This window comes from bacterium, from assembly GCA_026708055.1.
GTDB lineage: Bacteria > Actinomycetota > Acidimicrobiia > Acidimicrobiales > CATQHL01 > VXNF01.
Map to the genome: position 1 here is coordinate 30,983 of JAPOVS010000021.1, position 22,418 is coordinate 53,400.

The window sequence follows — 22,418 nt, forward strand, 5'->3', positions numbered from 1 at the left end:
AGGCTCCGAAAGCCGTCACGCCACGACGACGCGTCGTTCGAGGCGTCCGATGGCGAAGACGACGAGTGCGCCTCCCACGCCGATGAACAGGATGGCCGCGTACAGCTCCTCGACGGCGAAGGCGCCGCCGTAGCGCTGGATGATCCCGCCCAGGCCGATGAGGCCCACGATCTGCTCGGCGATGATGGCGCCCTTGACGGCGCGTCCCGCTGCCAGGCGGATGCCGGCGACGACCAGTGGCAACGCGGCCGGGAGCATGACCCGGCGCAGCATGAGGGGCCATGCCGCCTCGAACGAGTGGGCCATGGCCACCTGCTCGGGGTCGACGCCGCCGATGCCCGCTGCGGTGTTGAGGACGAGCACGGGCAGCGTGTAGACGACGATGACCGCCATGATGGTCGGCCGGCCCAGACCGAAGATGCTGATGATCACGGGGATCACGCTGACGAGCGGGAGCGAGAGGCCGAGCGTGAGGTAGGGGTCCAGCGACCAGCGGGCCGGTCGCGCCACGGCCATGGCCACACCGAGCAACACGCCGGCCACGACGGTGAGAGGGAATGCGATCACGATGGCCAACACCGTCGAGACCATCCCGTCGAGAAAGCGCTCGTCGGTCACCAGGTGGCGGAGGGTAGCGGCCACCGAGTGGAACGGCGGCAGCGCCGAGGAGAGGCCGAGCCGGCCGACGACCTCCCAGGCCGCCAGCGCGACGGCGACCGAGGCGACCTGGAGGATGCGGGTGCGATGCCTCCTCAAGCCGGACCCTCCCTGGACTCCATGTCGATCCGCTGCATGCCTTCGAGCTTGGACCACAGGAGGTTGGTGAACTCGTTGTACTCGGCGCTCGAGGTGATCTCGTGTTGGCGGGGGCGCCCGAACGGGACGTCGATGATCTCCTCGATGCGACCTGGCCGGGTGTTCATCAGCACGACCCTGTCGGACAGGAAGACCGCCTCGTCCATGCTGTGGGTGACGAACGCGGCCGTCCGCGGTTCGGAGTCCTGCCAGAGGGCGAGGAGGTCCTTCTGCATCAGCTGGCGGGTCAGGGCGTCGAGCGCCCCGAAAGGCTCGTCCATGAGCAGGTTGGCTGGATCGACCGCCAGGGCGCGGGCTATGCCGACCCTCTGCTGCATGCCGCCGGAGAGTTCCCGCGGGTAGTGGTTCTCGAAGCCCACCAGGCCCACGCGGGCCAGCTGCTCGGCGGCCACGCGGTGGCGCTCCTCCTTCTTCATGCCGCGGGCCTCGAGGCCGAAGGCGGCGTTGTCGAGAACCGTGGCCCACGGGAGCAGGACGAAGTTCTGGAACACGAGGGCCCGGTTGGGCCCGGGCCCGTCCACGACCTCGCCGTCCACGGCGACGGTGCCGGCAGTGGGCCTGAGGAGGCCGGCGATGATCTTCAGCAGCGTGGTCTTGCCGCATCCCGACGGGCCGATGATCGTGGTGAACTGGCCGTCGTCGATGGTGAAGGTCACGTCGCCGAGGGCCTGGAACGGTTCGCCGTCGCGCTCGAAGGTCATGCCGACATTGCGCAGCTCGATCACGCCGCCGCTCCTCTCCATCGTTGCGTGCGCCGCTCGAGCGCCTGCATGAGTGCGTGGACGGCGAGCGCGAAGATCGCCAGGGAGACCACGACGGCGTAGAGCCGGGGCGCCTGGAAGAGGTCCCGGCTCCGGCTGATGAGCTTGCCCACGCCGACCGAGACCAGCAGCAGCTCCATGACGACCATGCCGACGACGGCGCGCCCGGTTCCCACCCGGACCGCCGCGGCGATGCCCGGGGCCGCTCCGGGGAGGATGATGCGCGTCAGCCGCCTGATGCGCCGCAGGCCGAACGATCGACCCATGTCCATGAGGTCCCTGTCGACGAACCGCACACCTGAGGCGGTGGTGAGGGTGACCTCGACGATGGCGAAGAGGAACACGACGGCGGAGCGGGCCACCAGGTCGATGCCGAACACGATCACCACGACCGGTACCAGCGTGGAGACCGGCAGGGTGTTGAAGAAGCCCAGGTGCGGCATCGACACCGTCGTGACGGGCCTGCTGAGGCCCATGACGAGGCCCAGCGTCAGGCCCAGGACCAGCGCGGAGGCCCACCCGTAGAAGAACGGCTCGAGCGTCGTGGCGTACGACGCCCAGAACTCGCGCTCACGGATCAGATCCCAGAAGGCGGACGCGATCGACGGGACCGTGGGGGTGAAGAGCTGGTCACCCGCCGTGCGCGTGTAGATGTCCCATGCCAGCAGCCCGACTATCACCGACAGCACGCCGACGACCAGGCGCGGCCCGTGGCCGGCCACGCGCGCTCGGAGCGCCGCAGCGCGCGGCCTCTCCGCCGTGGCCTGGCCGGGAAGTTGTGTCGGTTGGTCGGCCACGGCGGCGAGTCTTGTCGGTCAGCCGTCCAGTTCGCTCAGCGCAGACCGGAGGTACGAGAAGTCGAAGTACTTCGCCAGGCCGGCGTCATCGGTCGGCACCGCGATGTCGATCTCCTCCACGTCGTTGAAGAACTGCAGCGTGTCCAGCGCCCGGGCCGGGGTCAGCAACCCGTCGGCGGGCCAGAGACCTCGCTCGGAGTACTCGACGACGAGCTCTTCGAGGACGTCGCTGTCCATCTCGGGGAGCCGTTCCTCGGCCAGCTGCAGCGCGTAGTCGCTGTCCGCGGTGAGCTTGCGCATCGCCGCCACGACGGCCTCGACGACGCTGGTGGCGAGTTCGGGGTTGTCCTCGGCCCACTCGCGATCCAGCCACATGTCCTGCTCGATGAGCTCGGGGAACTCCTCGCCGATTGTGCTGAGCACCTTGAACTTGCCGGGGTACGTCTTGGCGAGCTGCACGATGTCGGGCAGGTCGATGACGGACGCGTCGATCTGACCCTGCGCCAGCGCTTCGGCGCGCACCTCCGAGCCCGGAATGATCAGCTCCTCGTACGTGAAGCCGTGCAGCCTGCTGAAGTACTGCGACACGGCCCGGGTGAACGAGGCCTCGCCGTGCACGGCCAGGCGTTTGCCCTCGAGGTCGGCGAACGAGTTGATGTCGGGTGCGACGGCGAGGGCCCACGTGGGTCGCTGCGTGGCGACGACGTCGACGATGTTCGCCCCCGCTTCGACGGCGGGAACGCCGACATTGACGCCGATGTTGTTGGCGATCTGAGCGTCGCCCCGCGTCACGGCCTGGATGGCGGTCGACGCATCCTCGAGGAACCGTTGCTCGACGATGATGCCCTCTTCGGCGAGGATCTCCCAGGCGGCCGTGGAGACGAGTGAGATGAAGTCCTCACTCGAACCGGCGACCGCGACCAGGCTGACGTCCTCGTCGTCGTCCCCACAGGCTGCGCCCAGTAAGGCGACGGCAAGCACCGCCGCAAGTAGCCGCCAACGTGTACTTCTGAGTCCCATGATGCCCCCCCGGACTGGTCTGAATCAGCGGCCTCGCATTCCTGCTGAGCCGAACGAATCCTAGACTTCCGGCTCGCCGCGGGGCAAGGGGCCAACACCCGTCTGAGCAGGGAAAAATCGGTTCTCTGAACCCAATCTGAACTCTTTTCACTGGCGTTGTACTGCGGGGATCACGAAGAGCGGAATCCGACGGGCGAATCGACTCGGGGCCGCAGCGCGGCGCGGGGTGGTGACCGCGGGATGGTCGAGCGCGGTACTGCGGACCGGCGCCGGGCCGCCGGCGCCGGTCGGGGACCTCGCCGGTCGCAGCCCCGACGACCGGGCACGCCCCGCACCCGCCGACTGACGCCGCGGTCACCGGCGCTCAGCGGTCGTCGTCAGCTTCCGCGAGGTACTCCTGGCCCTCGGCGCAGTCGTCGCGGAGGGCGCACCAGCGGCAGGGCGGTCCGGGTCGCTTGAGCGGTTCGGCCGGCGGGCCGAGGTGGCCGTGCAACTCGGCGTAGCGTCGGATGCCGTCGACGGTGCGGCGCAGGGCCACATCCAGGAGGTTCTCGTCGACCTCCTCGATGTCGATCTGGGCGGACTCGAGGTAGTAGGTGGCCAGGGTGCGCGGCGGGGTGCCCAGCTTGAGGGTCTCCAGCAGGGCGTAGAAGCGCAGATCCTCGCGGTGCGTGTGGGTGTGGCGGCGCCCGGCCTTGAGGTCGACGATGACCTTGCCGGCGCGCCGGCCGTCGGGGGTGCCGAGGGTGAGGTCGTACTTGCCGTTGAGCTGGATGCGGCCGTCGCAGAGCTCAACCCGGCAGCGAGACTCGGTGGTGGGCCGCCACTGGGGCAGCAGCGGTGGCCAGCCTTCCCAGAAGGCCGCCACGCGGCTGACGGCGAGGCTGCGCAGGTCGGCCCGCTCGACCTCGGCGCAGCGGTGCAGCCAGTCCGCCAGACCGCTGTCGCCCCTGGTGAGCGAGTCGAGGGCGGCGTCGACGAGGTCGGTGGGCGCGGCGGGCGCGTGCCAGTTGAGGCCCAACTCGATGGCCTTGTGGGCGACCGCGCCGGTGGCCATCGGCGGGTTCCAGGCGAACAGTTGCTCCTCGTCGTGGCGGAACGAGGCCTCGCAGCCGAACACACCTGCCAGCTCTCGCTTGCCGACGAACAGGGGCGCAACGGGGTCGACCGCCTCGGCCACGTCGACCAGACCGCTCTCGAGTTCCGCCCGGAGGCGGGTGGCCAGGTCGGCCTCGAAGCTGGGACGTTCGGCAGCCGGCCGCCGCAGCCGGTCGAGGACCTGCCGCTGGGCGGCGTTCAGTTCGGGCGCCGGCGCGTCGTCGCTCACACCCCGAGTCTTGCGCGCCCCTGTGACAGCCGCTGCCGGCTGCCCGGTCAGACCGCAGGCGCCCCGGCCACGACCTCGCCGTTCAGCCAGGCCCAGAACCCGCTGGGCTGGTCGGCCCAGCGGGTGAAGGCGGCGGAGATCGCCTCAAGGTCGCCCCGGGTGGCGAACCCGCCGGCGGTGGCGTGGCGGGCGAAGTCGCTCTCGGTGGCCCGCACCGCCCACATGCCGCCCCAGGCGGCCCGGCCCTCGGCGTCGGCGAAGGTGGTGGTGCTGGTGGTGACCGCCGGCTCCACGAAACCCGCGGCGCGCACCCACCCCGGCAGGTACCGGCCGGCGTTGGCCTCGCCGCCGTTGGCGGCCGCAACCTCCTGGACGATGTCGCGCCAGCGTTCGATGGCCGGCTCGACGGGGGCGTGCACCATCGTGGCGTAGACGGAGTCGCGCACCGCCACGAGGCCGCCGGGCCGCAGCACCCGCCGGAACTCCCGGAGGGCGGCCACCGGGTCGGCCAGATGCTGCAGCACCTGATGGGCGTAGACCATGTCGAAGGCGTCGCCGTCGAAGGGCAACTCGTAGGCCGAACCCGCCTCGAAGCTCACGTTGGCGACGCCCTCGCGGGCCGCCAGAGCGCCGCACGCCTCGACCATCTCGGGCGACATGTCCACGCCGACCACCCGGCCGGCTCGCCGGGCCAGGCCCAGCGTGATGGTGCCGGGCCCGCAACCCACGTCGAGCACCTCGGCGTCGGAGCGCAGATGGGGCAGCAGGAAGGCGGCGCTGTTCTCGGCGGTGCGCCAGGTGTACGAGCCCACGATCGCCGGGTGGTAGCCGTGCGTGTAGCACTCACCGGCGTAGCGGTCACCTGCCATGGGCCCGAGGCTAGGGGCATCCCGCCCGGCGGCCTGTCTTGATCCCAGCACCCGGCGGCGTGGCAGTAGGGTCGAAATCCTGAGCGCCGAGTCGACCACCCCCATCCGCAAGCTGCTCGTCGCCAACCGCGGCGAGATAGCCATCCGCGCCTTCCGGGCCGCCACCGAGTTGGACATCGCCACGGTAGCGGTGCACACCCGGGCCGACATCGGCAGCCTGCACCGCTCCAAGGCCGACGAGGCCTACGAGATCGGGCCGGAGGAGCACCCGCTGCGGCCCTACCTGGACATCGACACGATCGTCAGGGCGGCCCTGGCGTGCGGCGCCGACGCCGTGCACCCCGGCTACGGGTTCCTGTCCGAGAGCGCCGCGCTGGCGCGGGCCTGCGGGGAGGCCTCGCTGACCTACGTCGGCCCGACGCCCGACGTGCTGGAGCTGGCCGCCTCGAAGGTGGCGGCGCGGGGCGCCGCCGAGGCCGCCGGCGTGCCCGTGCTGGCGCAGTCGCCGGCGATGTCGGCGATCGACGATGCCGTCCGCTGGGGTGCGGGGATCGGTTTCCCGCTGTTCGTGAAGGCGGTCTCCGGTGGCGGCGGGCGGGGCATGCGCCGCGTCGAGCACCCCGAGGACCTCCCCGGCGCCGTGGAGGCCGCCCAGCGCGAGGCGGAATCGGCGTTCGGCGACGACGCCGTGTTCCTGGAGGAGGCGCTGTCGAACGTCCGCCACATCGAGGTTCAGGTGCTCGGCGACCGCACCGGCGAGGCGATCCACCTCTACGAGCGGGACTGCTCGGTGCAGCGGCGCTTCCAGAAGGTGATCGAATCGGCGCCGGCCAGGAACCTCGACGAGGCGGTCCGCCGGCAGATGCTGGACGACGCCGTGGCCTTCGCCCGCTCCATCGGCTACACGAACGCCGGCACCGTGGAGTTCCTGCTGGGGCACTCGGGCCGCTACGTCTTCATCGAGATGAACCCCCGCATCCAGGTGGAGCACACCATCACCGAGGAGATCACCGGGGTGGACATCGTGACCGCCCAACTGCGCCTCGCCGGTGGCGCCACGCTGGAGGAACTCGGCCTGCGCCAGGAGCGCATCCGTGTCGACGGCTACGCCATCCAGACCCGGGTGACCGCCGAGGACCCCCGCAACGACTTCCGCCCCGACACCGGGCGGGTGCGGGTGTACCGCACGCCGGGCGGGGCGGGGGTGCGGGTCGACGACGCCGTCTACGTGGGCGCCGAGGTCACGCCGTACTTCGACTCGCTGCTGGCGAAGGTGACCTGCCGCGGGCCGGACTTCGACACCGCCCGCCGCCGGGCCCTGCGGGCGATCGCCGAGCTGCGCGTGCGGGGCCTGGTCACCAACCGCTCCTTCATCCGGGCGGTGCTCAACGACCCGGACTTCTGCGCCGGCGCCGTGTCCACCGACTTCGTCGACACCCGGCCCGACCTGACCGCGGTGGCGCTCAGCGCCAACCGGGCCACCCGGCTGCTGACCTACCTGGCCGACGTGTCGCTGAACCGGCCCCACGGTCCGGTGCCGGCCGTCGCCGATCCCGCCACCAAGCTGCCACCCGTACCCCCCGGCCGGCCGCCGGCCGGCACCCGCCAGCGCCTCGCCGAACTGGGTCCCGAGGGATTCGCCCGCTGGATGCGGGACGCCTCCGAGGTGCTGGTCACCGACACGACGCTGCGCGACGCCCACCAGTCGATCCTGGCGACCCGGGTGCGCACCATCGACCTCGTGGCGGGGGCGCGCCGGCACGCCCACGGGTTGCCGCAGCTGCTGAGCCTGGAGTGCTGGGGCGGGGCCACCTTCGACGTGGCGCTGCGGTTCCTGCACGAGGACCCGTGGGAGCGCCTGGAGCGCATCAGCGCGGCGGCCCCCAACGTGTGCCTGCAGATGCTGCTGCGGGGCCGCAACACCGTCGGCTACTCCCCGTACCCCGACGTGGTCTGCGAGCGCTTCGTGGCCGAGGCCCGGCGCGGCGGCGTCGACATCTTCCGGATCTTCGACGCCCTCAACGACGTTGGCCAGATGCTGCCGGCCATCCGGGCCACCCGGGAGGCTGGCGGCCTCGTGGAGGGCACGCTGTGCTACTCCGGCGACCTGGCGAACCCCGACGAGCGGCTCTACACCCTGGACTACTACCTGCGCCTGGCCGAGGAGCTGGTGGCGGCCGGCTCGCACGTGCTGGCCATCAAGGACATGGCGGGGCTGCTGCGGGCGCCGGCGGCCACACGGCTCGTGGGCGCCCTGCGGGAGCGCTTCGACGTCCCGGTGCACCTGCACACCCACGACACCGCCGGAGGCCAGATCGGCACCTACCTGGCGGCCATCGAGGCCGGCGTGGACGCCATCGACGGCGCCATCCCGTCGCTGGCGGGCATGACCAGCCAGCCCTCGCTGGGCGCCATCGTGGCGCTCACCGACGGCGGGCCGCGGGAGACCGGCCTGCCGGCTGCGGCGATCAGCCGCCTGGAGCCGTACTGGGAGCTGGTGCGCCGCCTCAACGCCCCGTTCGAGGCGGGCCTGCTGTCGCCCACCAACGCCGTGTACCACCACGAGATCCCCGGCGGGCAGCTCTCCAACTTGCGCTTCCAGGCCTCGGCGCTGGGTCTGGCCGACCGTTTCGAGGAGGTTGCCGAGCTGTACGCGGTCTGCAGCCGGATCCTGGGACGGCCCCCCAAGGTGACGCCCAGTTCCAAGGTCGTGGGCGACCTGGCGCTGCACCTGGTGTCCACCGGCACGACGCCCCGCCGGCTGGAGGAGCACCCCGAGGAGGTGGACCTGCCGGCCTCGGTCGTGGGGTTCCTGCAGGGCGCCCTGGGCGTGCCGCCGGGGGGCTTCCCCGAGCCGTTCCGCAGCGCCGCGCTCCAGGGGCGGCCCGAGGCGCCGCCGGCGCCCGCGCTCACGCCGGCGCAGGAGCAGCAACTGAAGTCGCCCGACGCCCGCGGCACGCTGTCGGCGCTGCTGTTCCCCGAGCCGGCCCGCTCGCAGGCGGCGATGCGCGACCGCCACGGCGACCTGTCGGTGCTCGGCACCAAGGAGTTCTGGTACGGCCTGGAGGAGGGCCCCGACGACGTGCTGGTGGAGTTGGGGCCGGGTCAGCGGATCAGCGTCGGCATCGAGGCGCTCGGTGCGGTGGACGAGGCGGGCTTCAGTTCGGTCGTCTTCCGCCTGAACGGCGAGTTGCGCCCGATCAGCGCCCGGCTGCGGGACTCGGCCCTGCCGACCACCGGGGCCGAGCAGGCCGACCCGTCCGAGGCGGGGCACGTGGGGGCGCCGTTCCGCGGGGTCGCCGAGCTGTTCGTGGCCGCCGGTGAGTCGGTCACCAAGGGCCAGGCGCTGGCCACGATCGAGGCCATGAAGATGGAGACGCGGGTGACGGCGCCGCTGGGGGGCACGGTGGGGCGGATCTGCATCGAGGGCTCGGCGGCGGTGGAGGCCGGCGACCTGCTGCTGGAGATCGTGCCCGGCGTCCCCGCGCCCGAGGGCACCGACGAGGAGGAGTCCCTGGCGGACTAGGGGGCGCCCTCGTCGCCGGCGTGCTCGGCGACGACGGCCAGCAATTCGGGCCCCAGCCGGTTGAGGCGGGAGGCGCCGAGGTCGGTGATGATGCCCAACTCGGCGACCGTGGCCGGGCGGCTCTCGGCGATGGCGGCCAGGTCGGTGTCGCTGAGCACCGCCGGTGGTGCGACGCGCGCCACCCGGGCCACCTGCTCTCGCCACGCTGACAGTGCGGCGATGAGGGGCTCGGCGGGTGAGCCCATGTCGGGGGGAGGCCGACCGGCCGGCCGTGACCCCTGCCAACGTGAAGTTCCGGGCGGGTCAGGCTCGCCCGCCTCGGCGAGCGCGGCCAGCCAGCGGCACGGCCGCCGTTCGCCGGGTTGGCCCGGGGTGTCCCGCTGCTGCGCCCAGCTGAGGTGGACGTGGCGACGCGCCCGGGTGAGCGCCACGTACAGCAGGCGCCGCTCCTCGTCGAGTGATCGGCCGCGCCCGGCGCCGGCAATGGGGACGAGGCCCTCCTCGAGGCCGGGCACGTGCACCACCGGCCACTCCAAGCCCTTGGCGGCGTGCATGGTGGAGACGCAGACCGCGTCGGGGTCGCCGGGTGTGGCGGCGGCGTCGGGATCCGAGACGTGCACCGGCACCCCGGCGGCCTCCAGCGCCCCGGCGACGGCGGCGACCTGGCGGCGGGTCCGCACCAGCACCGCCTGGGCGGACCAGCGGTCGCCGGGCGCCCGGGCGCCGCGCACCGCCCCGGCCACGCCGGCGGCCTCGGCGGCCTCGTCGGGATAGGCCACAATCAGCGGGGCCGGCGTAGTGAACGGGTCGGGGGCGGCGGCCGGCCGGGCGGCGGCGCCGGAGGGCGTGCCCTCGTCTCGCAGCACGGCCGACAGGGCGACGATCGGCGGGGTGCAGCGATAGTTCTGCCGCAGGTCGACGACGGTGGCGCCGGCGAACAACTCGGCGAAGTCGTCCAGGATGCGCCGGTCGGCGCCGCTCCAGCCGAAGATGGCCTGATCGGGGTCGCCGACGGCGCACAGATCGGACCGGTCGCCGAGCCAGGCCCGCAGCAGCCGGAGCTGCGCGGGGTTGAGGTCCTGCAGCTCGTCGACGAAGAAGTGGCGGCGGCCCCAGCGCCAGGCCTCGGCGGTGGCGGCGTCGTTCTCGAGCCGCTCGGCGGCCAGCCGGAGCAGGTCGCCGAAGTCCACCAGGCCGAGCCTCCGCTTCTTTCGTTCGTAGGCGACCAGCAGCTCGGCGAGGCGCCCGGGCGCCAGCGGAGGCCGCCGACCAGCCTCGGCGGCGGCACCGGCGTAGTCGGCGGGCCGCACGCTCTGGGCGGCGCACCAGTCCAGTTCGGCCTGCGCCGCCTGGGGCGACTCGCCGCCGCGGAGCAGGTCGCCGAGCAGGCGCGAGGGGTCGGCCAGGATGTCCGGGACGGAGCGGCCGTCGTCTTCCGCGTGGCGGCGCAGCTGCCGGGCCGCCAGACCGTGGAACGTGCCGACCGCCACCCGGTCGCGAATCCCCAACTCCCCGAGGCGCCCCCGCAACTCGGCGGCGGCCCGCTGGGTGAAAGTGACCGCCACCGAGAAGCGCGCCTCGCAGTCGGCGGTGGCGATCCGGTAGGCGATGCGCCGTGTGAGGACCCTGGTCTTGCCGCTGCCGGGGCCCGCCCGGATGCACAGGGGCGCCGCCGGCGTGGTGACGGCGTGGCGCTGCGCCTCATCGAGGTCGGCCAGCAGGTGGGCGGCGTCGCCGTCGGGCCCGGCAGGATCCCGGTCGTCGGGGTCCGGGAGGCCCGGCGCGGCGCCGCTACTCACGATTCCGGAGGCTACCGAAGCGCTGAGACAGCGTCCGCTCGTGCAGGCCGGCGGCTTCGCGGCCTCTGGATCCCGGCCCTCGCCGGGATCACGGCTCGTGTGCAGGTCCAACCGGCGCACCGGCGCGGGAATCACGAACTGGATCCCGGCTTTCGCCGGGATGACGGCTGGTGGGCGCGGTGCCGAGGGATCGTTGGGGAGCGGATTGGCGCACGGTTAGCGTCGCGCCGCGATGGCTCGGTGGGGAGTGCGGCAGGTGGGAGCGGCGTGAGCGATCGCTACGACGTGGTTGTGGTCGGCGCGGGGATCGTCGGGCTGGCCACGGCGCGGGCGCTGGCGGCGCGGCTGCCCGGTGCGGCCCTGGCGATCATCGAGAAGGAGGCCGAGCCGGCCACCCACCAGACCGGCCACAACAGCGGCGTGCTGCACACGGGCATCTACTACACGCCCGGCTCGCTGCGGGCGACGCTGTGCGTGCGGGGCCACCGCGCCATGGCGGAGTTCTGCCGGAACGAGGGACTGCCGCTCCGCGACGGCGGCAAGGTGATCGTCGCCGCCACCGAGGCGCAGCTGCCGCGCCTGCAGGAACTGCACCGGCGCGGCAGCCTCAACGGCGTGCGCGGCCTGCGGCGCCTCGACGGCGACGAGTTGCGCGAGCGGGAGCCGCACGCCCGGGGTCTCGCTGCGCTGGAGGTCCCCGAGGCTGCGTCGGTGGACTTCGCCGCCGTGGCCCGGCGCATCGCAGCAGGGCTGCCCGCGGATGTGCGCACCGGCGCACCCCTGGAGGCCGTCGAGGTCGGCGAAGCTGTCACCCTGCATGCGGGCGGCTCGACGTGCCGGGCCCGCCTGGTGGTCAACTGCGCCGGCCTGCACAGCGACCGGGTTGCCCGCCTGGCCGGCGTCACCCCGGCGGTGCGGATCGTCCCCTTCCGCGGCGAGTACTACCGGCTCCGCCACGAGGCCGCCTCACTGGTGCGCTCGCTCATCTACCCGGTCCCCGACCCGACCTTCCCGTTCCTGGGCGTGCACTTCACCCGCCGCGTCGACGGCACGGTGGAGGTGGGTCCCAACGCCGTCCTGGCGCTGGGGCGCGAGCACTACCGGGGCGGCCGCCCCAACGCCCGCGACGTCGCCGAGCTGCTGCGCTTCGGCGGCTTCTGGTGCCTCCTCGGCCGCCACTGGCGGGCCGGGAGCGCCGAGATCTGGCGGTCGCGGATCCGGCGGGTGTACGCCCGCTCGGCCCGGGCGCTGGTGCCGGAGCTCCGCGGCTCAGACCTCCTGCCCGGCGGCGCAGGCGTACGGGCCCAGGCGGTCGGCCGCGACGGCCGGTTGCTGGACGACTTCTGCATCCAGGAATCACCGGGGTTCATCCACGTCCTGAACGCGCCCTCCCCGGCGGCGACGGCCTCCCTGGCCATCGGCGACCACATCGCCGACCTGGTGGTCCGACGCCTGGACTCCTAGGGGCCGCCGCGCAGGTGGACGGCGACCCGGCCGATGTCGGCGTCGCCGAGTCCGGCCCGCCCGCTGCGTGTACTCCAGGCCGGAGGTGCCCATGTCCACGACGACGTCGCCGGATCCTGCCGATGGTGGGGTGGCGTCGGTCATGGGAGCCTCCATGGCCGTCTAGTAGGCGTTGGCCACCATCAGTTCCTCGCACGGGAACAGGGTGATGACCTGCGGCCCCTCCGCGGTGACGACGACCTCCTCCTCGATGCGGGCCGCCGAGCGCCCGTCGGTGGCGGGGGCGTAGGTCTCGAGGGCGAACACCATGCCCTCGACGATCTCGATGGGCTCGGTCAGGGAGTTCAGCCGGCTGATGATCGGCCGCTCGTGCAGCCCCACGCCCACCCCGTGGCCGAACTGCAGCCCGAAGGCCTCCATCTCGTTCTCGAAGCCGTACTCGTGCGCCTCGGGCCACACCCTGGCGATCTCGTCGGTCGTGACTCCGGGGCGCACCAGATCGATGGCGGCATCCATCCACTCACGGGCCTGCTTGAAGGCGTCCCGCTGGGGCTGGGTCGCCCGGCCGACGGCGAAGGTGCGGTAGTAGCAGGTGCGGTAGCCGTTGAACACGTTGATGATGTCGAAATAGGCCTGGTCGCCGGGGCGCAGCAGGCGGTCGGAGAACACGTGCGGGTGCGGGCTGCAGCGCTCGCCGGCGATGGAGTTGACGGCCTCCACGGTCTCGGCGCCCACGTCGAAGAGGTACGCCGTCGCCAGCGCCACGATCTGGCTCTCGCGGATGCCCGGCTTGAGCGCCTCGAAGATGTGCTGGTAGACGCCGTCGACCATGGCGCAGGCCTGGGTTAGCAGCATGACCTCGTCGGGGCTCTTGACCTCGCGGGCCAGCATCATCGGCTGCTGGCCGTCGCGCACGTCGAACCCCTGGGCCTGAAGCTCCAGGAAGATCGAGGTCTCGGCCATGTCCACGCCGACGGGGGCGCCGGCCAGGCCCTGATCGGCCAGGACGTCGCGGATCTCGGCCATGGCGGCGGTGTGCAGGCCCGCGCTCGGGGCGATGGCCCCCTGCAGGCCCGTGTTGCCGCCCCGGGAGTTCTCCTCGTCGTACAGGTGGGGCAACTGCAGCCGGTGCGCCCGGGCCGCCGAGCCGAAGTCCCAGATCCACGGCCCGCCGTCGCGGGTCACCAGCGCGTAGCGCTCCCCCTTGTTGAAGGCCCAGTAGCCGATGTGGGTGCTGGTGGCGTAGCGGATGTTCGACGTCTCGAACAGCAACAGCGCGCCCAACTCGAAGGCCTCCAACTGCTCGCGGACACGCTGCAGCCGCCAGGAGCGGAGACGATCGAAGTCCACCCGCTGCTCCCAGTCCACGTTCATGAAGCCGGGTGCGGGGCTCGTGGCGACCGGGAACTCGTCCATGGAGGCTCCTTGGCGTTGCCGGTTTGGGGGCGAGGTCTCGCCCGACACGGCGGAGGCTACCCAACACGTCCCGAGCCGTCCGGCGGCGCCCCCGCCCGGATCTCCACGGTTAGCGTGGCGGTGTGGAGGTGCCGCACGAGCGCTTCGAGGCCCTCGTGGCCGAGGCGCTGGACCTGATCCCCGACGAACTGGCCGAGGCCATCGAGAACCTGTGGGTATCCGTGGAGGACTGCTCGCCGGATGATCCTGAGCTGCTGGGCCTCTACTACGGCATCGCGCTGACCGACCGGGAGCACTACAGCGGCGTCATGCCCGACCGCATCTACATCTACCGCAAGCCGATCTGTGCCCTCTGCGAAGACGAGGAGGAAATCCGCGAGCAGGTAAAGGTGACGGTCATCCACGAGGTGGCCCACCACTTCGGCATCGACGACGAGCGGCTCGAAGAGCTCGGCTGGGACTGACCGCCGGGCACTTGGAGTCCCCGGCGGCTCCCGGCTCGCCTCGGCGGGCTCGGTACGATGGCGGTGTGCCGTTTCCCGCCCGGCTGCTCTCGATCGACGAGGAGGTGGCGGTCGAGACCCGGCCCCACTGGACCTACCTGGCGGCGCAACTCGGCGCCCTCGTCGTGATGATCACCGCGGTCATCTGCGTCACCGTCGTGGTGGACGGGTTCCCGCTGGCGGCGATCATCACGATCGGGGTGGTGGCCGGCGTGTCGACGGCCGCCGCGGCCATCCGGCTGGTCCGCTGGGCCAACACCTACTACCTCGTGACCGACCGCCGGATCGTCTACTGGAAGGGCGTGCCGCGCTGGCGGGGCATCGAGCTGGGCCTCGACCTGGTGGACGAGATCGACGTCAAGCAGACGATCTGGCAGCGCCTGCTGGGCGTCGGCACGGTGGCGGTCCGGTCGCAGGTGGAGGGCCACGTGCGCAGGCTCGCCTTCGTGCCGCGCCCGGCTGCGGTGCGCCAGCAGGTGTACCGCCTGCAGCGCGAAGCCACCGAGCGTGCGACCGAGCCCGCCCCGGCGGGGGGGCACGAGCCGGCGATGGGCGACGAGTTCCACGAGCCCGCGCTGGACATCCCCGACCAGATCCGCAAGCTGTACGAGCTCGTGGAGTTGGGGATCCTCTCCGAGGCGGAGTTCGAGGAGAAGAAGCGCGACCTGCTGAGGCGGCTCTGAGGGCCGCAGGCACTCCCGGGGCGCAACGGACCGAGAGGAGGCCCCGATGGGTCCACTGCAAGGCGTGAGGATCGTGGAGCTGGCCGGGATCGGTCCCGGCCCGTTCGCGGCCATGATGCTGGCCGACATGGGCGCGGACGTGATCTGCGTGGACCGGGCCGTCCCGGCGGCGAACCCGGAGTACCGCGCCCTGTCCGGCTCGATCCTGCGCCGGGGTCGCCGCTCGCTGGGCGTGGACCTCAAGAACCCGGAGGGTCAGGAGCTGGTGCTGCGCCTCGTCGCCGGCGCCGACGGCCTCATCGAGGGGTTCCGCCCGGGGGTGGCCGAGCGCCTGGGCGTCGGCCCCGACGTCTGCGGTGCCCGCAACCCCCGCCTGGTCTACGGGCGCATGACGGGTTGGGGCCAGGACGGTCCGCTGGCGCCGACCGTCGGCCACGACATCAACTACATCGCACTGTCGGGTGTGCTGTCGGCGATCGGGACACTCGGCGGGCCGCCGGTCCAGCCGCTGAACCTCATCGGGGACTTCGGGGGCGGCGGCATGCTGCTGGCCCTGGGGATGGTCGCCGGGATGCTGGAGGCACGGCGTTCGGGTCAGGGGCAGGTGATCGACGCCGCCATGAGCGAGGGCGCCGCGCTGCTGGCGACGGCGGTCTACGGCCTGCACGGCGCCGGGTGGTGGGGCGAGCGCGGCACCAACATCTTCGACGGCGGCGCCCACTTCTACGGCGTCTACGAGTGCGCCGACGGGGGCTACATGAGCGTCGGCCCCATGGAGCCGCAGTTCTACGCCGAGTTGCTGCAACTGCTGGAACTCGACCCGGCCGGATTGCCCCACCAGTACGACCAGGCCCGCTGGCCGGAAGCACGTGAGCGCCTGGCCGAGGTGTTCGCCACCCGGACCCGTGACGAGTGGTGCGCCGTCTTCGACGGCAGCGACGCCTGTGTGGCCCCCGTCCTGGACTTCGCCGAGGCCCCCACCCACCCCCACAACGAGGCCCGGGGGAACTTCTTCGAGTTCGACGGGGTCACCCAGCCCGCTCCCGCGCCGCGCTTCAGCCGCACGCCGTCGACGGTGGGCCGCCCGCCGCCGGAGCCCGGCGCCGACACCGACGAGGTGCTCGCGGAGTTGGGACTGAGCGCCGGCGAGATGGCGACGCTGCGCGCTGGCGGTGTCATCGCCTGAGCACCCGGCCGGCGGCGCGCCCATGGATCCCGGCCTACGCCGGGATGACGGTGTTAGGAGCCATCGCCTGAGCACCGCCGGGCGGCGACGCTGGCCGCGTCCTGGTCCGTCGCGCCGGTCACCGTCCCGGCCCGTCGCGCCCGCCGCTCCGTAGCCTGAGCGCCGTGGCGACCCTGGTCTGCTTCCATGCCCACCCCGACGACGAGGCGATCGCCACCGGGGGCACCATGGCCAAGGCCGCCGCGGCCGGGCACCGGGTGGTGCTGGTGCTGGCCACGCGGGGCGAGGAGGGCGAGCAGATCCCCGGCGTCGTGCCCGACGGCGAGGACCTCGGCGCCTGGCGCGAGCGGGAGACCCGGGACTCGGCGGCCGTGCTGGGATGCCATCGCGTGGTGTTCCTGGGCTACCGCGACTCGGGAATGGCTGGCGTGCCCACCAACGACGCCCCCGAGTCGTTCTGGCAGGCAGACGTGAACGAAGCCGCCCGGCGCCTGGCCGGGATCCTGGCGACCGAGGGCGCGGACGTGCTGACCATCTACGACAGCCACGGCGGCTACGGCCATCCCGACCACGTGGCCGTGCACCGGGTCGGCACCCGGGCGGCCGAGCTGGCGGGCACGCCGCGGGTCTACTGGGCGACGATGAACCGCGATCGGGTCCGCGAGATGGTCGAGGCGGCCGAACGCGCCGGCACACCGCTCAACGCCGAGCGCACCGAGCGCGTCGACAGCGAGGAGTTCGGCCTGCCCGACGCCGACATCACCCACGCCGTGGACGTCACCGGCGTGCTGGACCGGAAGCGGGCCGCGATGGCCGCCCACGCCAGCCAGATCGGGGCGGACTCGTTCTTCCTGAACCTGCCGGAGGGGGACTTCGCCGCCGCCTTCGGCACCGAATGGTTCGTGCGTCCCGACCGGCCGCGCAACGGCCCGCAGGCGCCCGACTTGTTCGCCTGAGGATGGTCGGCGCCGCCCGGAGCCGCTGAGGCGACGGTGGGGTTCGGCTCGCTCTCGGCGGCGCACGGCACGCTCGCCTGGGTCGCCCTGGCCGGCAACGGGGCCGCCGCGGTCTGGGCCCTGGCCGCGCACCGCCTGGCGCCGCTGCGCGGGCGCCCCCTGTGGTGGTTCGTGGCCCTCGCCCAGGTGCTGCTGGCCGTCGAGGTGGCGCTCGGCGTGGGGCTCATGGCGGGCCAGGGGCGGGCGGTGTCGGGCATCCACACCTTCTACGGCTTCATCACGCTCGCCGCGGTGGGGATCCTCTTCAGCTATCGCGGCCACCTGAGCCGGACGCGGCGCTACCTGCTCTACGGCTGGGGCGGGCTGTTCATCACCGGCCTCGTGATCAGGACGATGATCATCGGCTGAGCCCCCGCATCACCCCAACACCCGGACCGCCCCCGATCGGTCAAGCACCCACGGGCGCACCGCGCCGGGGTGGGCGGATTCCGGGGGCTTCGGGAATAAACCCGGCCGGGGAATGTTGTACAGGTCGAATCCCGCCGCCGTGCGGGAAACAGCCGACGAGGAACCGAGAGGAGTCACATGATGTTCCCGCGGACGATCAGCCCAGGCCTGTTCGAGCGTCTCGCTCCTTTGGCCTTCCCCACGACAGAGACACTCGCCGCCCCCTACGACGTCTACCGGTTCGAGGACCGGGTGGAGGTGTGGATGGATCTGCCGGGCGTGGACCCGGCCGACATCGACATCACCGTCGAGGGGAGGGACGTCACCATCGCCGGCCGGCGGCAGGCCCCCGAGGTCTCCGAGGCCGAACTGGCCGCCGCAGGGCGCCGGCACGGAACCTTCCAGAGGCGCCTGCACCTCGGCCGGACCCTCAGTCTGGAGGCGATCGAGGCCGACTACCGCGACGGCGTCCTGAAGCTCGCCATCCCGCTCGCCGAGGTCGCCCGGCCTCGCAAGGTGCTCGTCAACACCGCACCGGCGGAGGCCATCGACGTGACCGCCGGCTGATCCACTCCCTTCCCTCCCCCCCCGTTCGTGGCCCGGCCGGTGCCGGGCCACGAACGCGTCGGGTGGCCGTGCGCGCCGGCGTGGTCGTCGCGACGACCTGTTGGGTGCGGTCACCTACGATTGTCCCGTCGCCTCAACGCGGAGGAGGTCGAGATGTCGGTGAGTGCGTACATCCTCATCCAGACCGAGATGGACCAGGCGGCGGACGTGGCCCGCAGCATCCGGGGCATGGACGGCGTGGAGGCAACCGACGTGATGACCGGTCCCTATGACGTGATCGTGAAGGCCACCGCCCCCGACATGAACAGCCTCGGGCACATGGTGATCAGCCGGATCCAGGCGGTGGGCGGCATCACGCGCACCCTGACCTGCCCCGTCGTGGAGATCTGAGCCCCTCAGGCCGCCAGACGCTTCTCCAGGAGCGCCAGTTCCTCCCAGAGTTCGCCCGGCAGGTGCCTGCCGAAGCCGGCGAAGTGTTCCCGGATGAGGTCCACCTCGGCTCGCCAGGCCTCCCGGTCCACCGCCAGCAGCTCGTCCATGTCTTCCGGCGGCACCTCCAGCCCCGACAGGTCCAGGGCGCCGGGCGGCGGGGTCAGCCCCAGCGGGGTCTCGACGGCCTCGCCGCGCCCCTCGGTCCGCTCGACGATCCAGCGCAGCACGCGGCAGTTCTCGCCGAATCCGGGCCACAGGAAGCGCCCGTCGTCGCCGCGCCGGAACCAGTTCACCCAGAACATCTGCGGCAGGCGGGAGGGGTCGCGGGCGGCGCCCACCTCCAGCCAGTGGGCCATGTAGTCGCCCATGTTGTAGCCGCAGAAGGGCCGCATGGCGAAGGGGTCGAAGCGCACCCTGCCCATCTCGCCTTCGGCTGCCGCGGTGGTCTCCGAACTGAGGATCGAGCCCAGGAACACGCCGTGGCGCCAGTCGCGCGCCGCGGTGATCAGCGGGGCGTTGCGTGCCCGGCGGCCGCCGAAGACGATGGCCGAGATCGGCACGCCCGCCGGGTCCTCCCATTCGGGCGCTATCGAGGGGCATTGGGAGGCGGGAGCCGTGAAGCGGGCGTTGGGATGCGCCGCCGGTTCGCCGCTTCCGGGCGACCAGGCTCGTCCACGCCAGTCGGTCAGTCCTTCCGGCGGGGTGGGGGTGAGGTCGGCCCACCAGACGTCACCGTCGGCGGTGGCGGCCACGTTGGTGAAGATGCAGTTGCCCCACAGGGTGTCGATGCCGTTGGGGTTGGTGCGGTACGACGTATTGGGGGCCACGCCGAAGAAGCCGTGCTCGGGGTTGATGGCGTACAGGCGCCCGTCGTCGCCGAATTGCATCCAGGCGATGTCGTCGCCCAGGGTCTCGACCTTCCAGCCCGGAAGCGTCGGCACCATCATGGCCATGTTGGTCTTGCCGCAGGCCGACGGGAAGGCCCCGGCCACGTAGTGCTTCTGCCCTCCGGGCGGGGTGACGCTCATGATCAGCATGTGCTCGGCCAGCCAGCCCTCGTCGCGGGCCATGACCGAGGCGATGCGCAGGGCGAAGCACTTCTTGCCCAGCAGGGCGTTGCCGCCGTAGCCCGAGCCGTACGACATGATCTCCCGGGTCTCGGGGAAGTGGGCGATGTACTTGTTGTCGGCGTCGCAGGGCCACGGATCGTCGGGGCGCCCGTCACTCAGCGGCTGCCCGACCGAGTGCAGGCACGGCACGAAGTCGCCGTCCTCGCCGAGTTGGGCCAGCACCTCGTCGCCGATGCGCGCCATGATCCGCATGTTCACCACGACGTAGGCCGAGTCGGTGAGCTGCACGCCGATCTGGGAGATGTGCGACCGCAGCGGTCCCATGCTGAAGGGGATCACGTACATCGTGCGTCCCCGCATGGCGCCCCGGAAGTGCTCGAGAAGCTCTGCCTTCAGTTCGGTGGGGGCGCGCCAGTTGTTGGTCGGTCCGGCGTCGTCGGGGTCGGCCGAGGCGATGAACGTGCGATTCTCCACCCGGGCGACGTCCGCGGGATCCGAGCGTGCCAGGAAGCTGTTGGGGCGCAGCTCGGGATTGAGCCGGTGGAGGGTCCCTGAGGCCTCCAGGGAGGCGCAGAGCCGCTCCCACTCGGCCTCGCTGCCGTCGCACCAGTGGACGTCGTCGGGCCCGAGGACCTGCCGGCACTCCTCCACCCAGGCCAGGAGGCGCCGGTGGGTGGTGGCGGCTCTGACGTCGGTGGTGGTCATGGGGCTGCTCGCAGCACGGCGCCGGCGGTCTCAGTAGAGATGCGTCGGGGTGCCCATGTCGACCTCGCTGCCGAGGCGCAGGGCGGTGGCCCGGCCGTCGTCGTCGAGATCGAAGATCACCCTCTGGCCCTGGCGGAGGAACCGGAACACGGATCCCTCGAGAGCGCCCTCGGCGAGGTCGCACTCGATGAAGTCGGTGTCGCGCACGACGACGCCGTCACCGGTGACGGGGTCGTAGGACTTGATGACTCCCTGCATGCGCGATTCTCCCCGCTGTGTGGTCCGCGGTGGGTGGTCCCCGGTATGTGACAGCGCTCGGCGAGGTCCCCGCCGAGCGTGCCCGCAGGGTAGTCGGCCGCGCACCGGCGCGAGGCGGATCGCGCCGCCGGTGTGACGAGGGTCGCATCGCCGGTGGCTGGCCGGGCCGGCAACCCGCCGTCGCTATTGTGTAGCGGCGTGGCTCCCCTCGACAGTTTGACCGCCGATCACGTTGACCTGCTGATGCGGCGCTACAGCGAGGCGCTGGCTGCTCACCGGTCCGTCATCGACGCCCTCAACGTCTACCCGGTGCCCGACGGCGACACGGGCACGAACATGTCGCTGACGCTGCGGGCGGTGGTCGATGCCCTGCCCCCCGACTGTGATCTGCGTTCGGTGTGCCAGGCCATCTACGACAGCGCCCTGGCCGCGGGCCGCGGCAACTCGGGGATCATCGTGTCGCAGTTCCTGCGCGCCATGGCGGGCGCCTGGCGCGAGGAGGTGACGATCGACGCCGCCGGCCTGGCCGGCAGCCTGGAGGCCGCCTCGGTGGCGGCCTACGGCGCCGTGGCGCGGCCGGTGGAGGGCACAATCCTGACGGTGGGGAAGGACGTGGCGGCGGCCGCCGCGGCCGCGGCCCGCCGGGACGCGCCCCTCGCCGAGGTGATCGAGGCGGCCATCGAGGCCGGCCGGGAGAGCCTGGAGCGCACCCCGGAGCTGCTGGAGGTGCTGCGCACCGCCGGGGTGGTGGACGCCGGCGGCAAGGGTCTGCTGCTGCTGCTGGACGCCCTGGCGCACGTGGTCGACGGGCGCCCCCTGCCCGAGCCGCCCGAGGTGAGCGCCCCGCTGCTCGGCGACGACCCCCACCACATCGAGGGCGCCGGCGACGTGGCCGACCTGCGCTACGAGGTGATGTTCCTGCTGGACGCCGGCGGCGACCGGATCGCCGCCTTCCGGGACCGCTGGGAGCAGTTGGGGGACTCCATCGTGGTCGTCGGCGGCGACGGGCTGTGGAACTGCCACATCCACACCGACGACATCGGCGGTTCCATCGAAGCCGGGATCGAGGCCGGCCGCCCGCACCGCATCCAGGTCACCGACCTCCACGAGCAGGTCTCCCACGTCGACCACGTGGCGGCGCCGGTGCGCACCACGACAGGGGTCGTGGCCGTGGCCACCGGCGACGGTGTGGGGCGCATCTTCAAGGGGCTGGGGGCCGCCGAGCTGGTGACCGGCGGCCAGACCATGAACCCCTCGGTGGCCACGCTCCTGGAGGCGGTGGAGCGCACCCCCTCCCACGGCGTCGTGGTGCTGCCCAACAACAAGAACATCGTCCTGGCCGCCCAGCAGCTGCAGGAGCTCACCGATAAGGTCGTGGTGGTGGTGCCGACGGTCAGCATCCCCGCCGGCCTCAGCGCCATGGTGGAGTTCGATCCCGAGTCCGAGGCGGCGCGCAACGGCGAGGTGATGGCCGCCCTGGCCGAGGAGGTGACCGCCGGCGAGGTGACCCGCGCCGTGCGCGACGCCGCCACGCCGGCGGGCCCGGTGGCCGAGGGCGACTTCATGGGTCTCAGCGCCGGCGACGTGCAGTGCGTCGCTCAGGATCTGGTCACCGTCACCTGCGGCCTGCTGGACCGGATCGTCGGCGACGAGCACGAGATCGTGACGCTCATCTGCGGCGCCGAGGCCACCGAGGCGGACACCGAGGCGGTGGCGAGTTGGCTGGCGGACGCCCGGCCGCACGTCGAGCTGGAGGTGCACGCCGGTGGCCAGCCCCTCTACCACTACTACGTCGGCGTCGAATAGCCGCCGGGCC

Annotated in this window: 20 protein-coding genes; 10 read left to right on the forward strand and 10 right to left on the reverse strand. The window is 72.4% G+C overall.

The window, feature by feature from the left end:
• Nucleotides 1-15: 15 nt before the first annotated feature.
• From OXG55_03185 to OXG55_03210, 6 genes are all read right to left on the reverse strand, one after another.
• Nucleotides 16-756 carry an ABC transporter permease subunit gene (locus tag OXG55_03185; protein MCY4102263.1) on the reverse strand — a complete coding sequence of 247 codons (741 nt, stop codon included), beginning with the start codon at nucleotides 754-756 and terminating at the stop codon, nucleotides 16-18.
• Nucleotides 753-1,541: an ABC transporter ATP-binding protein gene (locus OXG55_03190; protein MCY4102264.1), complete on the reverse strand. Its 789-nt coding sequence runs from the start codon at nucleotides 1,539-1,541 to the stop codon at nucleotides 753-755. Before OXG55_03190 ends, OXG55_03185 begins: the two co-directional genes overlap by 4 nt.
• Nucleotides 1,538-2,374, reverse strand: coding sequence for an ABC transporter permease subunit (locus OXG55_03195; protein MCY4102265.1), 837 nt, complete (start codon nucleotides 2,372-2,374; stop codon nucleotides 1,538-1,540). The genes OXG55_03190 and OXG55_03195 overlap by 4 nt, the downstream gene beginning before the upstream one ends.
• 18 nt (nucleotides 2,375-2,392) lie before the next feature.
• Entirely contained in the window at nucleotides 2,393-3,355 is a 963-nt protein-coding gene (locus tag OXG55_03200; protein MCY4102266.1) for an ABC transporter substrate-binding protein, read from the reverse strand.
• Between the two features lie 403 nt (nucleotides 3,356-3,758).
• Nucleotides 3,759-4,721 (reverse strand): PD-(D/E)XK nuclease family protein, encoded by a 963-nt coding sequence (locus OXG55_03205; protein MCY4102267.1) that lies wholly within the window; start codon nucleotides 4,719-4,721, stop codon nucleotides 3,759-3,761.
• 47 nt (nucleotides 4,722-4,768) lie between these two features.
• Entirely contained in the window at nucleotides 4,769-5,590 is an 822-nt protein-coding gene (locus tag OXG55_03210) for a class I SAM-dependent methyltransferase (protein ID MCY4102268.1), read from the reverse strand.
• Here OXG55_03210 and OXG55_03215 point away from each other — a divergent pair.
• Entirely contained in the window at nucleotides 5,589-9,116 is a 3,528-nt protein-coding gene (locus OXG55_03215; GenBank protein ID MCY4102269.1) for a pyruvate carboxylase, read from the forward strand. The two genes, OXG55_03210 and OXG55_03215, sit on opposite strands and share 2 nt — an antisense overlap.
• Here the strand turns inward: OXG55_03215 and OXG55_03220 are convergent.
• A complete protein-coding gene (locus tag OXG55_03220; protein MCY4102270.1) occupies nucleotides 9,113-10,915 on the reverse strand; it encodes an ATP-dependent DNA helicase UvrD2 in 1,803 nt (600 codons plus the stop codon). The genes OXG55_03215 and OXG55_03220 overlap by 4 nt on opposite strands.
• Nucleotides 10,916-11,182: 267 nt before the next feature.
• Between OXG55_03220 and lhgO the strand changes: the two genes are divergently transcribed.
• Nucleotides 11,183-12,379, forward strand: coding sequence for an L-2-hydroxyglutarate oxidase (gene lhgO / locus OXG55_03225; protein ID MCY4102271.1), 1,197 nt, complete (start codon nucleotides 11,183-11,185; stop codon nucleotides 12,377-12,379).
• A gap of 162 nt (nucleotides 12,380-12,541) precedes the next feature.
• Here lhgO and OXG55_03230 read toward each other — a convergent pair whose 3' ends face one another.
• Complete coding sequence (locus tag OXG55_03230) at nucleotides 12,542-13,795, reverse strand: Xaa-Pro peptidase family protein (protein MCY4102272.1); 1,254 nt, start codon at nucleotides 13,793-13,795, stop codon at nucleotides 12,542-12,544.
• Nucleotides 13,796-13,917: 122 nt separating this feature from the next.
• Between OXG55_03230 and OXG55_03235 the strand changes: the two genes are divergently transcribed.
• The 7 genes from OXG55_03235 to OXG55_03265 all read left to right on the forward strand — a co-directional run bounded on the left by OXG55_03235 (nucleotide 13,918) and on the right by OXG55_03265 (nucleotide 18,527).
• A complete protein-coding gene (locus OXG55_03235; protein MCY4102273.1) occupies nucleotides 13,918-14,259 on the forward strand; it encodes a metallopeptidase family protein in 342 nt (113 codons plus the stop codon).
• Nucleotides 14,260-14,324: 65 nt separating this feature from the next.
• Nucleotides 14,325-14,981 carry a PH domain-containing protein gene (locus tag OXG55_03240; GenBank protein MCY4102274.1) on the forward strand — a complete coding sequence of 219 codons (657 nt, stop codon included), beginning with the start codon at nucleotides 14,325-14,327 and terminating at the stop codon, nucleotides 14,979-14,981.
• Nucleotides 14,982-15,027: 46 nt separating this feature from the next.
• Complete coding sequence (locus OXG55_03245) at nucleotides 15,028-16,167, forward strand: CaiB/BaiF CoA-transferase family protein (GenBank protein MCY4102275.1); 1,140 nt, start codon at nucleotides 15,028-15,030, stop codon at nucleotides 16,165-16,167.
• A 164-nt stretch (nucleotides 16,168-16,331) separates the two neighbouring features.
• On the forward strand, nucleotides 16,332-17,123 hold the full coding sequence (locus tag OXG55_03250; GenBank protein ID MCY4102276.1) for a PIG-L family deacetylase: 792 nt from the start codon (nucleotides 16,332-16,334) through the stop codon (nucleotides 17,121-17,123).
• 36 nt (nucleotides 17,124-17,159) lie between these two features.
• On the forward strand, nucleotides 17,160-17,531 hold the full coding sequence (locus OXG55_03255; protein ID MCY4102277.1) for a hypothetical protein: 372 nt from the start codon (nucleotides 17,160-17,162) through the stop codon (nucleotides 17,529-17,531).
• A 180-nt stretch (nucleotides 17,532-17,711) separates the two neighbouring features.
• Nucleotides 17,712-18,137: an Hsp20/alpha crystallin family protein gene (locus OXG55_03260; GenBank protein MCY4102278.1), complete on the forward strand. Its 426-nt coding sequence runs from the start codon at nucleotides 17,712-17,714 to the stop codon at nucleotides 18,135-18,137.
• A gap of 153 nt (nucleotides 18,138-18,290) precedes the next feature.
• On the forward strand, nucleotides 18,291-18,527 hold the full coding sequence (locus tag OXG55_03265) for an Lrp/AsnC ligand binding domain-containing protein (GenBank protein ID MCY4102279.1): 237 nt from the start codon (nucleotides 18,291-18,293) through the stop codon (nucleotides 18,525-18,527).
• Between the two features lie 5 nt (nucleotides 18,528-18,532).
• Here OXG55_03265 and OXG55_03270 read toward each other — a convergent pair whose 3' ends face one another.
• Nucleotides 18,533-20,344 (reverse strand): phosphoenolpyruvate carboxykinase (GTP), encoded by a 1,812-nt coding sequence (locus OXG55_03270; GenBank protein ID MCY4102280.1) that lies wholly within the window; start codon nucleotides 20,342-20,344, stop codon nucleotides 18,533-18,535.
• Nucleotides 20,345-20,374: 30 nt separating this feature from the next.
• The gene (locus OXG55_03275; GenBank protein MCY4102281.1) at nucleotides 20,375-20,602 is read right to left on the reverse strand and encodes a cold-shock protein; all 228 of its coding nucleotides are present in this window, start codon (nucleotides 20,600-20,602) and stop codon (nucleotides 20,375-20,377) included.
• Nucleotides 20,603-20,800: 198 nt separating this feature from the next.
• Here OXG55_03275 and OXG55_03280 point away from each other — a divergent pair, with 198 nt between their 5' ends.
• Nucleotides 20,801-22,408: a DAK2 domain-containing protein gene (locus tag OXG55_03280; GenBank protein ID MCY4102282.1), complete on the forward strand. Its 1,608-nt coding sequence runs from the start codon at nucleotides 20,801-20,803 to the stop codon at nucleotides 22,406-22,408.
• The last annotated feature ends 10 nt before the right edge of the window (nucleotides 22,409-22,418 follow it).